The sequence below is a fragment of the Nocardiopsis sp. B62 genome (assembly GCF_018070675.1).
In the GTDB taxonomy this organism is placed as follows: domain Bacteria; phylum Actinomycetota; class Actinomycetes; order Streptosporangiales; family Streptosporangiaceae; genus Nocardiopsis; species Nocardiopsis prasina.
This window is the reverse complement of the sequence record NZ_JAGPXK010000007.1, coordinates 15,486-31,296: the sequence shown is the minus strand read 5'-3', so window position 1 is coordinate 31,296 and position 15,811 is coordinate 15,486. Positions and strand designations below refer to the sequence as shown.

At 70.0% G+C, this 15,811-nt stretch carries 13 protein-coding genes; 2 read left to right on the top strand and 11 right to left on the bottom strand.

Going from position 1 to position 15,811, the window contains the following annotated elements; genetic code table 11:
- Positions 1-460: 460 nt before the first annotated feature.
- A complete protein-coding gene (locus KBX21_RS10070) occupies positions 461-3,130 on the top strand; it encodes a S8 family serine peptidase (protein ID WP_210841727.1) in 2,670 nt (889 codons plus the stop codon).
- 142 nt (positions 3,131-3,272) lie between these two features.
- The gene (locus KBX21_RS10065) at positions 3,273-3,629 is read left to right on the top strand and encodes a ribosomal protein L7/L12 (protein WP_210841726.1); all 357 of its coding nucleotides are present in this window, start codon (positions 3,273-3,275) and stop codon (positions 3,627-3,629) included.
- A gap of 1,429 nt (positions 3,630-5,058) precedes the next feature.
- On the opposite strand, the gene KBX21_RS10060 is transcribed toward KBX21_RS10065, so the two are convergent.
- From KBX21_RS10060 to rsmD, 11 genes are all read right to left on the bottom strand, one after another.
- Positions 5,059-5,445 (bottom strand): hypothetical protein, encoded by a 387-nt coding sequence (locus KBX21_RS10060; protein ID WP_049568605.1) that lies wholly within the window; start codon positions 5,443-5,445, stop codon positions 5,059-5,061.
- Between the two features lie 118 nt (positions 5,446-5,563).
- A complete protein-coding gene (locus KBX21_RS10055) occupies positions 5,564-6,052 on the bottom strand; it encodes a hypothetical protein (protein ID WP_210841725.1) in 489 nt (162 codons plus the stop codon).
- A gap of 108 nt (positions 6,053-6,160) precedes the next feature.
- Positions 6,161-9,706 (bottom strand): chromosome segregation protein SMC, encoded by a 3,546-nt coding sequence (gene smc / locus KBX21_RS10050; protein ID WP_210841724.1) that lies wholly within the window; start codon positions 9,704-9,706, stop codon positions 6,161-6,163.
- 441 nt (positions 9,707-10,147) lie between these two features.
- Positions 10,148-10,339, bottom strand: a complete 192-nt coding sequence (locus KBX21_RS10045) for a hypothetical protein (RefSeq protein ID WP_049568596.1) — start codon at positions 10,337-10,339, stop codon at positions 10,148-10,150.
- Positions 10,340-10,711: 372 nt separating this feature from the next.
- Complete coding sequence (locus KBX21_RS10040; protein WP_049568593.1) at positions 10,712-10,999, bottom strand: acylphosphatase; 288 nt, start codon at positions 10,997-10,999, stop codon at positions 10,712-10,714.
- A gap of 126 nt (positions 11,000-11,125) precedes the next feature.
- On the bottom strand, positions 11,126-11,980 hold the full coding sequence (gene mutM, locus KBX21_RS10035) for a bifunctional DNA-formamidopyrimidine glycosylase/DNA-(apurinic or apyrimidinic site) lyase (RefSeq protein ID WP_210841723.1): 855 nt from the start codon (positions 11,978-11,980) through the stop codon (positions 11,126-11,128).
- 3 nt (positions 11,981-11,983) lie between these two features.
- Positions 11,984-12,736, bottom strand: a complete 753-nt coding sequence (rnc, locus tag KBX21_RS10030; protein WP_017545945.1) for a ribonuclease III — start codon at positions 12,734-12,736, stop codon at positions 11,984-11,986.
- Positions 12,737-13,084: 348 nt separating this feature from the next.
- Positions 13,085-13,261, bottom strand: coding sequence for a 50S ribosomal protein L32 (rpmF, locus tag KBX21_RS10025; RefSeq protein ID WP_017545944.1), 177 nt, complete (start codon positions 13,259-13,261; stop codon positions 13,085-13,087).
- A gap of 133 nt (positions 13,262-13,394) precedes the next feature.
- The gene (locus tag KBX21_RS10020) at positions 13,395-13,940 is read right to left on the bottom strand and encodes a DUF177 domain-containing protein (protein ID WP_017545943.1); all 546 of its coding nucleotides are present in this window, start codon (positions 13,938-13,940) and stop codon (positions 13,395-13,397) included.
- Positions 13,941-14,187: 247 nt separating this feature from the next.
- A complete protein-coding gene (gene coaD / locus KBX21_RS10015) occupies positions 14,188-14,676 on the bottom strand; it encodes a pantetheine-phosphate adenylyltransferase (protein ID WP_210841722.1) in 489 nt (162 codons plus the stop codon).
- Positions 14,677-14,874: 198 nt separating this feature from the next.
- A complete protein-coding gene (rsmD, locus tag KBX21_RS10010; RefSeq protein WP_210841721.1) occupies positions 14,875-15,441 on the bottom strand; it encodes a 16S rRNA (guanine(966)-N(2))-methyltransferase RsmD in 567 nt (188 codons plus the stop codon).
- Positions 15,442-15,811: the final 370 nt, after the last annotated feature.

The window sequence follows — 15,811 nt, the reverse complement described above, 5'->3', positions numbered from 1 at the left end:
CCCGTCGCACCGCCGGAGGGCGGCACAACTCCACCACTCTACTCGGCGGTACCCCCGTGGCCCGGTGGCCCCTCGACGACCCACACGGGCGCGGACGCACCACTCTCACCTGTGGTTTTCGGGGGACGACACGAGTTCGGCGGGAACCGGGGAAAGGCGGCACCGGGTTTCACGAACCGAATTTCCTCCGCCTTTCACACCACAAGCGCTTTATGTCCACTTTATAATCTCTTGTGACGCAAGGGGAACCTGTCCCACTTGAATCCATTGCGTGGCCATATTGATCCTCACAGCACATTGACACCTCTATCGCACACGGCAATGATCTCGTTGCCATGCGCGCCGATTATCCGATCACGGACGACCTGCGGCGTATCCCCCCGTGCGCGTTCCTCCGCACCCGGGGTGTGCCGTTCCCCCGGTGTCCTGAGGCGCGCACGAGAAGGGATGTGTTGACAAGGTGGCACGCAACCTGTCACGCCTGGCACCGATCGCCGGGCTGACACTGATCGCGGGACTCGTCGCGGTCACACCGGCCAACGCCGACGAGGGCTCGGAACTCGCCCCACTCCACCCGGCACCCACCGCGGAGAACGGCGAACTGACCCACCAGGTCCAGGACCTGTGGTTCATCGAACTGGAGAGCCCGCCCACCGCCGAGGGAACGGCCTCGGCGATCGTCGAGGACGAACAGGCCGAGTTCCGCTCCGAGGCCGAGGAATTCGGCCTCCAGTACACCGAGCGGCTGTCCTTCGGCGAACTGTGGAACGGCCTCTCCGTGGAGATGGACGACGCCCAGGTGAGCACGGCCCGGGAGATCCCCGGCGTCGCCGCCATCCACCCGGTCGTCCGCCACGAGATCCCGGACTTCGACGACAGCTCACCGGAGATGGACACCGCCCTCGGCATGACCGGCGCGGACATCGTCCAGAGCGAACTCGGACTGTCCGGTGAGGGCCTGCGCGTGGCCGTCATGGACACCGGCGTCGACTACACCCACCCCGACCTCGGCGGCCCGGGCGGCTTCCCGTCCGAGCGCGTGGTCGCCGGACACGACTTCGTCGGCGACGACTTCAACGCGAGTGTCCCGGCGAAGAACGACCCCGTCCCCGACGACGACCCGCAGGACTGCAACGGCCACGGCACCCACGTCGCGGGCATCATCGGCGCCCAGGGCCAGGTCACCGGCGTCGCGCCCGACGTCGTCTTCGGCGCCTACAAGGTGTTCGGCTGCACCGGCTCCACCACCTCCGACATCATGATCGCGGCCATGGAACAGGCGCTGGCCGACGACATGGACGTGCTCAACATGAGCGTGGGCTCGGCCCACTCGTGGCCGCAGTACCCGACCGCCGTCGCCTCGGACAACCTGGTCGACGAGGGCATGGTGGTCGTGGCCTCCATCGGCAACGAGGGCGCCTCCGGCCTGTACTCCGCCGGTGCCCCGGGCCTGGGGGCCGACGTCATCGGCGTCGCCGCCTACGACAACACGCACATCCGCGCCAGCGCCGCAGAGGTCACCCAGAGCGGCGAGACCATCGCCTACATGGAGATGGACGACGCCGTGCTGCCGCCCACCTCCGGCGAGACGGACGAACTCGTGTACGTCGGGCGGGGCTGTCTGGCGGCGGGCGACCAACTCGAGGGCGACCCCGAGGGGCGTACCGCGCTCATGGTGCGCGGCGAGTGCACCTTCGGTGAGAAGTACGACGCCGCGCTGGCCGCCGGTGCCACCGGCGTCGTGATCCACAACAACCTGCCCGGCATGTTCGCGGGCGGCGGCATCGTCGACCAGGGCGCGTTCGCCGTCGGCGTCTCCGACGAGGCCGGGGCGCACCTGCGCGAACTCCTGGAGGGCGACGACCCCGTCACCCTGTCCTGGACCGGCGAGGAGACCACGATCCCCAACCCGACCGGCGGCCTGATCAGCAGCTTCAGCTCCTACGGCATGTCGGCCGACCTGGACATCAAGCCGGACCTGGGCGCCCCCGGCGGTCTGATCAACTCCACGTACCCGATGGCCAAGGGCGGCTACGCGACCATCAGCGGCACCTCGATGTCCTCCCCGCACGTCGCGGGCGGCGTCGCCCTGCTGCTGGAGGCCCGTCCGGACCTGGCCGCGCACGACGTGCGCGACGTCCTCCAGAACACCGCGGACCCCACCGCCTGGTGGGGCAACCCGGACCTGGGTGTCCTGGACAACGTCCACCGCCAGGGCGCGGGCATGCTCGACGTCCCCGGTTCGATCCTGACCACCACGGGCCTGTCCCCCGCGAAACTGCCCCTGGGCGCCACCGAGGGACCCGTGACCGAGACCGTCACCATCACCAACGGCGGGGACGAGCAGGCCACCTACGAGATCGCCCACGCTCCCGCGCTGGGCACGCACGGCAACACCTTCGCGCCGTCCTTCAACGACGCCTACGCCCAGGCCTCCTTCAGCGAGGACAAGGTGACCCTCGGCCCCGGCGAGTCCGCCGAGGTCGAGGTGACCGTCACGCCGCCCGCCCGCGGGTACGCGCAGATGGTCTACGGCGGCTACGTGGAGGTCACCGAGATCGGCGGCGAGGACACGACCGGCACGGTCCGCGTCCCCTACGCGGCCTACAACGGCGACTACCAGGAGATCGAGGCGATGACCCCGATCACCGACGCCAACGGCAACGTGCACGAGCTGCCGTGGCTGACCCGCATCACCCAGTGCGAGGTCTTCTCCGGCCTGGAGTGCGCCGACACCAACGGCGGCACCTTCCAGAACCAGCCCGAGGGCGCCACCTACACGATGGACTGGGTGGACGGCCTTCCGGACGTGCCGTACGTGATCGCGCACTTCGACCACCACGTCACCCTGCTGGAGATGACGGTCGTCGACGAGCGCACCGGCCGCCCGGTCCACCCGGACCGCAACGTCGCCGTCAGTGTCGACCACGTCAACCGCAGCGCCAGCAGCACCGCCTTCTTCAGCTACGTGTGGGACGGCACCGTGGTGGACTCGCGCAACCGGGTGACCGACGTCCGCGACGGTGACTACCGCCTGAAGGCCCGAGCCCTCAAGGCGCTGGGCGACCCGACCAACCCCGACCACTGGGAGGACTGGACCTCCCCGGTCATCACCATCGACCGGGGCTGACCCGGCCCGGTGAACGTGGCGGGGCCGTCTCCCCTTGGGAGGCGGCCCCGCCCGCGTGTGTGTGCGGGTATGGGGCGGGCGTACACTGCGGGCCCCGAACGGATCACCCCGTTCCTCCCGCTCCGAAAGGACCCACCGACCCATGGCAGGATTCTTCGACCGCTTCCGCAAGCCCGAGCCGGAGCCCGTACGCGCGGAGCTCGACCAGGCCGGGTACGAGGAGGTCCTCGACCTCATCCGCGCCGACCACAAGGTCCCCGCCGTCAAGCGGATCCGGGAACTCACCGGGTTGGGGCTGGTCCAGGCCAAGGACCTCGCCGACGCCATCGAGGAGGGCCGCTGGGCGCCGTTCCCCGCCCCGGGCCAGAGCCTGGCCGACCGGGTCAGGGCCCTGCTGTCGCAGGACCGCGCCACCGACGCCGTCCGGATGGTCGCCCAGGAGACCGGGATGACCGAGGACGAGGCGTCCCGGTTCATCGACGGCCTCGACCAGCCCTAGCGGATCTCTGTCGCGGTGTGCTCTGACTCAGCAACCTCTCGGAAGTAGGCGCTGGTCCCGCCGTCACCGAAAGCAGCATCCCAAGCTCCGAGAAGTACTCCACGAGCGGCGAGGGCCGCGTCCAGACCGCTCTACGGATTGTGGTTGCCGTTCGCTGTGGGTTCTGGGGTTGGGGTTGCTGTAGCGGGAGGGTTCTGGGGTTGTGGTTGCTGTTCGCTGTGGGTTCTGGGGTTGTGGTGCTGTAGCGGGAGGGTTCTACGGCCAACCCGTTTTTCCCATTAGCTAAAGGCGGTCGGGTGCCGGTTACTGCGTACCCCTTGGGGCCGAACTTTCCAATCAGGGCGGGGTGGGTGGATGGTGCTGTGCCCGCACCGCACTTGGCGGTCGTGCTGTTGAGTGACAGGACTGGTAGTTCAGGGCCAAGTACGGCGACGGGCCACCCCCCAGGACTACTGGTGTGTTCCAGAGATGCGTGTCCCCCGGACTGGTAAAAACCCCCGCCGTCTAAGCACGGTTTGCCGCCCTACGGCCAACCCGCACCACTCAGCGCAGTGCGTACCTGCACGTTTGTACCCCGCTGTGTCCGAGGTGCGTTGCGCCGTGCGGGTCACTACAGCGCGTGATGAGGTTCAAGCAAACCCCTTGGCGCTGGGGGATCTGCGCACCGCGCACGTTCAACCACCCGGGGCGGGGGCGGTAGTAGCCCGCGCGGGCCACAGGGGGTGTGAACGTGTACTTGTGCGCTGCCCCGGCCCGTGCGGGGTTTGAAGCGCAACCGTGCGCTGTAGTAGCCCGCACGGCACCAACCCCCTCAGGCCACAGGGGGTGTGCGCGTGCAGGTGTGCAGCCGCCTCAGCCCCCGAGGGTTTGTTTGAAGCCTCGTCCCCGCTGGTTGAACCCGTACGGCGCAAACCCCCTCAGACACAGCGGGGTACAGAGGTGCAGGTACGCGCTTCGCTCGGTGGTGCGGGTTGGCGGGAGTGCGGTGGTCGGCGCTCAGACGGCGGGGGTTTTCGCCAGTGCTGGGGACACGCATCTCTAGAACACGTCGGTTGTCCTGGGGGGTGGCCCGTCGCCGTACTTGGCCCTGAACTACCAGACGTGCCACTCAACAGCACGACCGCCAAGTGCGGTGCGGGCACAGCACCATCCACCAACCCCGCCCTGACCAGAGCGAGCAACCCCAAGGGGTACGCAGTAAGCGGCACCCGACCGCCTTTAGCTAATGGGAAAAACGGGTTGGCCGTAGAACCCTCCCGGAACAGCAACCCCAACCGTAGAGCGCACAGCGAACAGCAACCACAACCCCAGAACACACAGCCAACAGCAACCACAACCCGTGGAGCAGCCCACGGCGCCCAGCCCCAGCCGGAGCCCAAACCGCCCCAACCCCAACCCCCCAACCCCAACCAGAAGTCTGTAGGCCCGGTTAGGAGTCCCCGTCCTTGACGCGGGGAAGCTTCACGACCGCGTAGGCGAAGCACAGCGTGGAGGGCAGGGCCAGCGCCAACGACAGGGCGGCGCGGCGCTTCTGCTGCTCCGAGCAGGAGGAGTCCACCCACTCCTGACGGATCATCTGCTCGAGGTCCTCGCCCCAGTCGCGGTGGTCGTCCCACAGGGCGGGCCCCACCCACACGACCGGGGAGCAGCGCACCCGTCCGTCCTCGCCCGGTGGCGACTGCACACCGTAGGAGGTGCCCAGGAGCAGCATCATGGTGAACACGCCGGAGCCCCCGAGGGCCACGCTGGCGCGGACCGCGCCGGGGAAGTGGCGCATGCGCTGTCGGGCCCACAGCACGAGGGGGATGAAGAACACGGCGTCCGTTTCGACCTGATCGTTGGGGTTGGTGCTTGCACTCCAACCGCCAGGCTAGGGCTCCGCCCGGCCCGGAGCCCGCATCGGGGCAGCGGGGGAACAGTGACCTACGCCACCATCAGTTCCCGCGGTCGGCGTCCCGGGAGAGCCTGAACAGGCTGACCGTCGCCGCCACCGACAGCACCAGGGCCCACCCCAGTCGGGAGATGGCCAGCTGGGAGCAGGTCCCTTCGGTGAGAGAGGGGCGCTCCTGCCAGAGGGAGGCACCGATCACCGGCATGCACCCCGGAGACCTGGCCTCGTCTCCCCCCGCGATCATGAGGAGGAGGGCGGGATCGGTCACCAGCAGTGCGACGGCCAGGCCGTAACCCACCCACACGACCAGCCGCAACAGGGGATCGTCCTTGTGGGGCACCCCTTCCCCGCCCTCGCTCCCCTGTTCTCCGGTCTCCTCCTTCCCGCTCTCGGCGGCGATCGCCTCCGGGACCACCGTGCTCTCCCGCTCCCGGGCCGTGGCCGTGACCCGGCTCCGATAGCCCGCGTAGACCATGGCAACGAGGATCAGCGCGACGAAGACGAACAGAAAAACGGAAGCGGCGGTGTCCAAGGAAAGACCTTCACAGGGGATGGGGGCAGGGGATCGGCCGCCCGCCAACGCGGGGAGGCCGGCCGACCGTGAGCGTACCCCGGGACACCGTCGGAGTGCGTCCGGCCGCTAGGCGGGGCGGTCGAGCTTCTGGCTGATCACCTGGGAGATCCCGTCACCCTGCATGGTGACGCCGTACAGTGCGTCGGCTGCCTCCATGGTGCGCTTCTGGTGGGTGATCACGATCAGCTGCGAGGACTCCCGCAGCTCCTCGAAGATCACCAGCAGACGCTGGAGGTTGGTGTCGTCCAGGGCCGCCTCGACCTCGTCCATCACGTAGAAGGGCGACGGGCGGGCCTTGAAGATGGCGGCAAGGAAGGCCACGGCGGTCAGGGAGCGCTCGCCACCGGACAGCAGGGACAGCCGCTTGACCTTCTTGCCGGGCGGGCGGGCCTCCACCTCGATACCCGTGGTGAGCATGTCCTCCGGGGTGGTCAGCACCAGACGGCCCTCGCCGCCGGGGAACAGGCGGCCGAAGATCGCCGCGAACTCCCGCTCCACGTCCAGGTAGGCGGACGAGAACACCTCCTGCACCCGGGCGTCCACCTCGGCGACGATGTCCATGAGGTCCCGCCGGGTCTTCTTGAGGTCCTCCAGCTGGGCGTTGAGGAACGCGTGCCGCTCCTCCAGGGCCGCGAACTCCTCCAGCGCCAGCGGGTTGACCTTCCCGAGCTGGTTGAGCTGGCGCTCGGCCACCTTGAGTCGCTTGGCCTGTACCTCGCGGACGAAGGGCAGCGGTACCGCGTGCTCGTCGGCGTCGGTCGCCGGGGGGACCGGCACCCGGGGACCGTACTCCGCGATGAGGGTGGGCACGTCCACGCCCAGCTCCTCCAGCGCCTTGGTCTCCAGCTGCTCCAGACGCATCCGGCGCTCCGCGCGGGCCACCTCGCCGCTGTGCGCGGAGCTGGTCAGCTTCTCCAGCTCGACGGAGAGCTCACGGACGCGGGCGCGCACCGTCTTCAGCTCGCCGTCACGGGCCTCGCGCTCGGCCTCGGCGGCCACGCGTTCGGTCTCGGCGGTGGCCAGGGAGACGGCGATCCGTTCCAGGCTCAGCCGGGCGCTCTCCAGCACGGCCTGGGCGACGGTGGCCTGCGCGGCTCGGTTGCGGCGCCGCTCGGCCTCGCGCTCCACGGCACGGCGCTCCTCGGCGGCCTGGGCCAGCAGCGCGTCGGCGCGGCCCGCGATGGAACGCGCCCGTTCCTCGGCGGTGCGCACGGCCAGCCGCCGCTCCATCTCGGTGGCGCGGGCGCGGGAGGCCAGCGCGGAGAGCTCGTCGCGGTGGTCGGCGTCGGGCGCCTCCTCCTCGACGGCGGCGGAGATCTCCTCGGCCTCCGCCAGCTCCTCCTCCAGGCGCTCCAGCTTCTGGGCGTCCTCACCGCGTGAGGCTGCGGCCTTGGCGGCGGCTGCAGCGTAGCGCTCGGACTCGGCCTCGGCGGAACGGGCCTGCCCGCCCAGCTTGCCTAGCCGCTGGGCGGACTCGTTGCGCCTGCGGTCGCCCTGGCGGCGCCGGGCGGTGACCTCCTCGGCGGCCTCCGCGATCCCGGCGCGCTCGCGCTTCTTCTCGTCCAGCTCCACGGCGACGCGCTTGGCCGCCTCGGTGGCGGCCTCCAGGCTCTCGGCGGCCTCGTCCACCGCGGCCTGGACCTCCAGGAGGCTGGGCGCGGCGGCGGTCCCGCCGTGCACCATGGCGGCCGCGAACACGTCGCCGTCGGGGGTGACCGCGCGTACCTGTGGAAGGGCGGAGACCAGGTCGCGGGCTCCCTGGGTGTCGGCGGCCAGCGCCACCCGGTCCAGGAGCGCGGCGACCGCGTCGGACAGGTGCTCCGGTGCGGTGACGGCGTCGGCGGCGTAGCGGACGCCCCCGGGCAGGGGCGGCCAGCTGGCGCGGTCGGCGGAGGGGACGGCGCGGGCCACAACGATCCCGGCCCGGCCGGCGTCCTCGGACTTGAGCAGTTCCAGGGCCGCGGCGGCGCTGGCCTCGTCGCTGACGGCGACCCCGCCCGCGGCCACTCCGAAGGCGGCGGCGACGGCTGTCTCGTGGCCCGGTTCGACCTGGACGAGAGCGGCGAGGCTGCCGAGCATGCCGGGCAGCTCCGCGTCCAGGAGGGTTCCGGCGCCGTCCTTGTGCGCCAGGCCCAGTTCGAGGGCCTCCTTGCGTGCGGCCAGTGCGGCGCGCTCGCCCTCGGCGGAGCGTTCGGTGTCGCGCAGCTGGTTGAGCTCGGCGTCCACTGCGGACAGCTGGCGGGCGAAGCGCTCCTGAGTCTCGTCGAGTTCGGCGTCACCCTCGTCGAGCCCGGCGGACTCCTCGGCGGCCATCTCGTACTCGGACTGGGCGGTGGCGGCTCGCTCGGCGGCCTGCTGGGCGGCCTCCTCCAGACGGGTGATCTCGGCCTCGTTGGAGGCCAGCCGTCCGCGCAGCCCCTCCACCCGGGCGGCCAGCCGGACGATGCCCTCGCGGCGTTCGGCCGCGGCACGGGAGGCGGCCTCCAGGCGCCGTTCCTCACGGTGCAGGGCGTCCTCGGCGGCGGATCTCTCCGTGACGCTGGTCTCCAGGACCTCGCGGGCCTCCTCCAGACGGGTCTGGAGCTCCTCCTCCTGGGCGGCGGCCTCCTCGGCCTCCATCTCCAGTTCCTCGGGGTCGCGGCGCTGGATCACCTCGCCCTGGACGGCGACCAGGTTCTGGTGACGTTCGGTGGCCAGCCCGCGGACGGCGTCGAGGCGTTCGGTGAGGCGGGACAGCGCGTGATAGGTCTCGGAGGCCCGGGCCAGGGCGGGGGCGGCGGCGGTGGCCCGCTCCTCCAGCTCGGCCTCGCGCTCCTGGGCCTGGTTGAGGGCGGTCTCGGCGGCCCCGCGACGCGTGAGGACCTCCTTCTCGTCCGCCTCCTCCTTGGCCAGCTGGTCAGTGAGGGTGACGATGTCGTCCGCGAGCAGGCGCAGGCGGGCGTCACGGAGGTCGGCCTGGATGACGGCGGCCCTGCGCGCGAGTTCGGCCTGGCGGCCCAGGGGCTTGAGCTGACGGCGGAGCTCGGCGGTGAGGTCGGTGACGCGGTCCAGGTTGCCCTGCATCGCGTTGAGCTTGCGGATCGCCTTCTCTTTGCGCTTGCGGTGCTTGAGGATGCCCGCCGCCTCCTCGATGAGGGCGCGGCGTTCCTCGGGCCCGGCGTGCAGGACGGTGTCCAGCTGCCCCTGGCCGACGATGACGTGCATCTCACGGCCGATACCGGAGTCGCTGAGCAGGTCCTGGATGTCGAGAAGACGGCAGGTGTCGCCGTTGATCGCGTACTCCGAACCACCGTTGCGGAACATGGTCCGCTTGATGGTGACCTCGGTGTAGTCGATCGGCAGGGCGCCGTCGTTGTTGTCGATGGTGAGGCTGACCTCGGCGCGGCCCAGCGCCTGGCGGGTGGAGGTGCCCGCGAAGATGACGTCCTCCATCTTGCCGCCGCGCAGGGACTTGGCACCCTGCTCGCCCATCACCCAGGACAGGGCGTCGACGACGTTGGACTTGCCGGACCCGTTGGGCCCCACCACACAGGTGATGCCGGGCTCGAAGCGCAGGGTGGTGGCCGACGCGAACGACTTGAAGCCGCGCAGCGTCAGATTCTTCAGGTACACCCGCGCCTCCCACGACGGTCACCGTTCTCGCCACGGGCGGTCGCCACGGGGCCGACACCAAGGGTGCCATGAAGCCGGGCCTGAAGTGCGGTGTTGGGGGCACCCGGGGGCGATGAGCTGCGACACCGTGACCCCGGGCGGGTGCTGGAGCCCACGGGGTGTCGGAAAGGGGGGATGTCCCGTGAACACGGAGGGTTGCGTGATGTCCCGCCGGGTACAACGGTAAAGGAAACCGCAAGGGAAGGGAAAGTGAGTGCGGTTTCGGGGTTCCCGTTCGGCGCCGGAGCGCATCCGGTACGGGTCGACCGGGTGTCGAGTCTTCGACTGTCCGGGGTGATCCGGCCAGGGACGCCAGTAAGTGGCTTCGGCGTCCCCGTCAGTGGATCATCCTCCGCGTGTCGTCTCCGAGCCGTCGCGGACGGCCCTCACGACGTCACGGTGTCAGGCGAGCGCGGGCTCGCGGTCGGTCGCGCTGGAGGCGACGTCGGTGACGGCCATGCTGAGCTGGTCGTTCTTCGCCTGAAGACGGCTGATCTCGTCCTCGAGGTCGCGTACCCGCTTCTGAAGCCGTCGCATCTCCGAGACCATCCGAGGGTCGGAGCCGCCGACGTGGCCAAACAGAGCCTTCGCCATGATGTGGGTCCTCCACACTGAGTGACCAGTTGGATGCGCGCATACGTGTCCCCGTGTGTACCTGTCGACCCGGTTTGCCCAGGTCCGACGCCACGGGCGGAAGTTGCGCGGTGTGCCTTCCAGAGTCTCACTCCGCGCGCCGCTGGTCAAGATTGGATTACAACAGTCCGTAACGACCACACACCAGGCCGAAACCACCTGGGCATGTGGCACCGCACGGTCAGAACGTGATCCACCCCCGGCGGTGACGCCGGCACGCACGGCCTCCAAGGGCTTGCGCGGTGGTCCCCGTGAGTCGCGGCGCCCGTCCTCTGAGACCCGGTCGCGCCGCCCCACGGTCGATGCTCGAACCGCGTTACCGTTCCAGCATACTCAACGCTCGACGAAACCGTCGAAGGAACCCCCGGGCGAAGCCCAGCGTTCCACCACGGAGTCCACTCTTCCCGGGGTTTCGCCGCTTCTCAGGTGCCCCAGAAGCCTCTCGCAGCACTCCCGTGACCCCTCCGCGACGACCTCCACCCGGCCGTCGTCCAGGTTCGTGGCGGCGCCGCTCAATCCGAGCTCCAACCCGCGAGCCCGCGTCCACCAGCGAAAACCCACTCCCTGGACCCGACCGCGCACCCACGCGGTCAGGCGGACCGGCTCTCCCTCTTTCCCCACGGCCCCGAACTCTCCCTTACCTCACGGCGACACTTTGCTCACCGACACGCCACTCGAGACCACAAAAGCACCGAAATTTGAACGAAATACTTCATTTCGGGCTACTGAAACCGGTGTCCGTCGGACTCAGACACGGGCGCGAGGTACCCGCTGGCAGCTCGGACAGCTGAACGAGGAGCGGTTCATGAACGCCTCGCGCACGATCAGCGTGCCGCAGCGGCCGCACGGACGGTCCTGCCGCCCGTAGGCGTTGAGCCCCCGCTCGAAGTAGCCGCTCTCACCGTTGACGTTCACGTACAGGCCGTCGAACGTGGTCCCGCCGACGTCCAGGGCCTCGGTCATCACCTCGGTGACGTGGCCGAGCAGCTCCAGCGCCTGGGCGTTGGACAGCCCCCGCGTGGAACGGGACCAGTGCAGCCGGGCCCGCCACAGTGCCTCGTCGGCGTAGATGTTTCCCACACCGCTGATCAGCGACTGGTCCAGCAGCGCCCGCTTCACCTCGGTCCGCTTGGCCCGCAGCGCCCTGACGAACGCCTCCGGCACGAACTCGGCGTCCAGCGGGTCCAGGGCGATGTGGTCCACCGAGGACGGCACCTGCGCGCGCTCACCCTCGCGGTCCAGCAGCAGGTGACCGAAGGTGCGCTGGTCGACGAAGCGCAGCTCGTTGCCGTCGTCCAGAGGAATCCGCACCCGCAGATGCTTCTCGTCCGGCTTGCCCTGCGGCTGCACCAGCATCTGCCCGCTCATGCCCAGGTGGGCCAGGAGCATGTCGCCGCTGTCCAGCACGAGCCACATGTACTTGCCACGGCGGCGCACAGCCGTGGGGGTCTGCCCTCCGAGCCGAGCCGCGAAGTCGGCGGGGCCGGTCACGTGGCGGCGGACCGAGCGCGTGTGCAGCACCTCGACGGCGCCGATCCGGCGCCCCACCGCGTGTTCGGCCAGGCCGCGCCGGACCACCTCGACCTCGGGGAGTTCGGGCACCGCTCAGCCCTGCCCGTTGCCGCTGGATCCGCCCCTGGCCTGCTCGGCGGCGCGGTCCGCGCGGGCCCGGATGGCCTTCCACGCGGACTCCGCGGCCTGCTGCTCGGCCTCCTTCTTGCTGCGGCCCTCACCCAGGCCGTAGCTCTCCCCGGCGACCCGCACGGTGGCGCGGAACGTCTTCTGGTGGTCGGGGCCGCTCTCGTCCACGTGGTACTCGGGCACGCCGAGCATCTCGGCGGCGGTGAGCTCCTGGAGGGAGGTCTTCCAGTCCAGTCCGGCGCCCAGCCCGGAGGCGGTGGCGATCAGCGGGTCGAAGAGGCGGTGCACGAACTCCGAGGCGGTGTCCAGGCCGCGGTCCAGGTAGACCGCGCCGATGATGGCCTCCAGGGTGTCTGCGAGGATCGACGACTTGTCGCGCCCCCCGGTGCCCTCCTCGCCACGGCCCAGCCGGATGTACTCGCCGATGCCCAGCCCGCGCGCGACGTCGGCCAGCGCCCTCATGTTGACGACGGCGGCGCGCAGCTTGGCGAGCTGGCCCTCCGGGAGGTCCGGGTGCTTTCGGAAGAGGGTGTCGGTGACCACCAGGCCGAGCACGGAGTCACCGAGGAACTCCAGGCGCTCGTTGGTGGGCAGGCCGCCCTTCTCGTACGCGTAGGAGCGGTGGGTCAGGGCCCGGAGCAGGATCTTGGGGTCCACCTCGACCCCGATCGCACGGTGGAACGACCTGGCCTCGGAGACGGAGAGTTGGCTAGCCACGCGAGTTCGCTTCCCTGTTGGGCGCGCCGAGGACGGCGCGCGGAGGTGGGGGTGTCCCCCGACCCGTCCGGGACGCTCGAAAACGAGGTGATCGTCGCGGGAGCGCGAACTCCCCCGGCGGCCACCACGATCTCGGGAGCCCCTGTGGGACCGGGATCGGTGTCGGACACCACGGATCATGGTCTTCCCACGGTCCGTCGAGATCACTCTACAAAGCCCTGGGGACACTGACCCCCGGGACGGCCCTTTCCGGACAGCACTTCGGGGCGGAGCCCTCAGAGGGTTCCGCCCCGATGATGTCCGGGAGTACGGGATCGGGCGCACGGCCCGAAGCCTGGCACGTCCGGGTTAGGCCGGGTTGATGACCTGGCGGTTGTTGTAGGTGCCGCAGGACGGGCACGCGATGTGGGGCTGCTTCGGGTCACGGCAGCGCGGGCAGTTGACCAGCACCGGGCGCGACGCCTTCCACTGGGAACGGCGGGTCCGGGTGTTGCTCCGCGACATCTTCCGCTTCGGGACGGCCACTTCAATCCTCCTGGGTCACCCCCGCGGTCGCGGGAGGTCGCTTATCTGGTCACCCCGCGCGCTGTGGCGGGGAGGGTGTGCCCCAGTCGTCGGCGGTTCCCATTGGGTACCGCACTCGACCGGGTCACTGGACTCACTGCTGGTCGGGCTTCTCCGCGATGTCGCGGAGCGCCTCCCAACGCGGGTCGACACCGTCGCCGTGACCGTGGTCCGGCCCGGCGTCGGCGAGCTTGACACCGCACTCGGCGCACAGGCCGGGGCAGTCCGGGCCGCACAGCGGTGAGAGCGGGAGCGCGAGCACGACGGCGTCTCGGATCACCGGTTCGAGGTCGAGCAGATCGCCCTCTAGATAGTAGTCCTCATCATCGTCGTCCGCGTCCTCGTCGCTTCGGACGCTCACGTCGTCGTCGGCGGGGTAGCGGTACATCTCCTGGAACCCGGCCTCCAACTCCTCGGAGAGGGGGTCGAGGCAGCGGGAGCACTCCGCGGTGAGGCGACCGTTGACGGTCCCGGTGACGAGGACACCCTCCATCACCGCCTCAAGGCGCAGGTCCAGCTCGATCTCCTGGCCCTTGGGCACGCTGGCCATCGCCGTCTCGAGCGCCTCGGGGACGGTCACGATTCGGTTGACGGTACGCATCGACCCCGGCTGGCGACCCAGCTGGCGGGTGTCGACCACGTACGGGTCACGGGCATCTAGACGAGACAGAGTGATCGCGCTTTCAGGAGAGTTCCGGGTGCCGGGCACGCGGCCGCCGACGTGGTGCATGTCGTGCTGTCGCGGTGGTGCTGACCGGCCTGAGCGCACGCCGAGGACCGGCGACGCCCATGGTCAAACCCAGATTCTACCTACCATGTCGCCGACCACCCAAATCAGCCCCCCGAAGGCACCTGCGGAGAGGGCGGGATCGGGCTCGCGGAGGGGGTTATCCCTGGGCGCGTTCGGCGTACTTCTCCTTGAGGCGCCCCTGGACGTACGGCGTGACCAGGCTGGAGACGTCGCCGCGGTGCATGGCGATCTCGCGGACCAGACTGGACGACAGGTACGAATACTGCGGGTTGGCCGTCATGAAGACGGTCTCGACGCCGGAGAGCCGGTAGTTCATCTGCGCGATCTGGAGTTCGTAGTCGAAGTCGCTGACCGAGCGCAGGCTGCGCACGATGGTCTCGATGCCGTTCTCGCGACAGAAGTCGACGAGGAGTCCGTCGAACTCGCTGACCCGGACGTTGTCGAACTCGGCGGTGCCCTCGGTGAGCATGTCGAGCTTCTCGGGGACGGTGAAGAGCCCCCGCTTGTTGACGTTGTTGAGTACGGCGGCGATGACCTCGTCGTACTGCTTGGCGGCTCGCCCGATGATGTCGATGTGTCCGTGGGTGACCGGGTCGAAGGAGCCCGGACAGACGGCTCGGCGCACGGTGGATCGCCCCTCTCAGGTACTACTCACGGGTACAGCGATCGTAGGGGCTCACCCCCGCCCCATTTCGGGCAACTCCCACTTAGCGGTCCTCAGTGTCCGCTTTCACACCCGGCCCGAGCATCACGGAAGTCACCCCACCGGGTCGTCTGAACCTTCCCTGGTGCGGCGCCAGAAAACGTGGCGTATGCCCGATATCTACTCGGTGGTGCGGGCGTACCAGAGGATCGCCTCGCCGTACTTGCGGCTGCGGTCCCGCTCGATCCCACGCGGCCACTCGGGTTCGGCGCCGCGCTTGGAGCGCTCCACCACGAGCATCGCGGAGGGGGCCAGCCAACCGTGCTCGACCAGGGCGGACAGCACCGAGGCGACCTCCTCGTCAGTGACCGCGTACGGCGGGTCAGCCACGACGAGGTCGTAGGGAGCGGCCTGGTTGCCGCGCGCCAGAACCCGCTCGACCCGGTCCGCGGCCAGCTCAGCGCCGGGAAGCCGCAGTGTGGTGATGTTCTCCTTCACCACGCGGGCCGCCTTGCGGTCGGCCTCAACGAGGAGCGCGTGCGCGGCCCCCCGGGACAGGGCCTCCAGGCCGATCGCCCCGGACCCCGCGTAGAGGTCCATCACCCGGAGCCCGTCGAGGGAGCCGAGGTCGGACTGGACGGAGGCGAACAGGGCCTCGCGGGCCCGGTCGCTGGTGGGTCGGGTGGTGCGGCCGTCGGGGGCGGAGATGCGTCGTCCGCCCGCCGCCCCGGCGATGATGCGGGTCATGGCCCCCACGGTAGTGCGCCCCCGGGCACGCTGAGGCTGGCGGAGCCGGAGGCTCCCCCGATATCGAGTCAACACCGGGCGGGCGCACTCCGCCAGTGGGAACCCCGCCGCCTGTGGACAAGCGGGTACACACGCGCGCTGTGTGCACACGCACCACTGGAGCGCTCGCGCCACCGGAACACACGCGTCGTGGGCCCGCGCATTGCGGGAGCCCGCGTGCCGAGGGTGCACACGCGCCCTGGGACCCGCGCACTGCGGGAGCACACACAACGGGAACTGGCGTGCTGAGGTTTCACGCCCACTGAGCGTGTACGCGCGTTGGGGCCCTCATGGCACACGCGCTGAGAATGCACACGCACTACGGGACCCC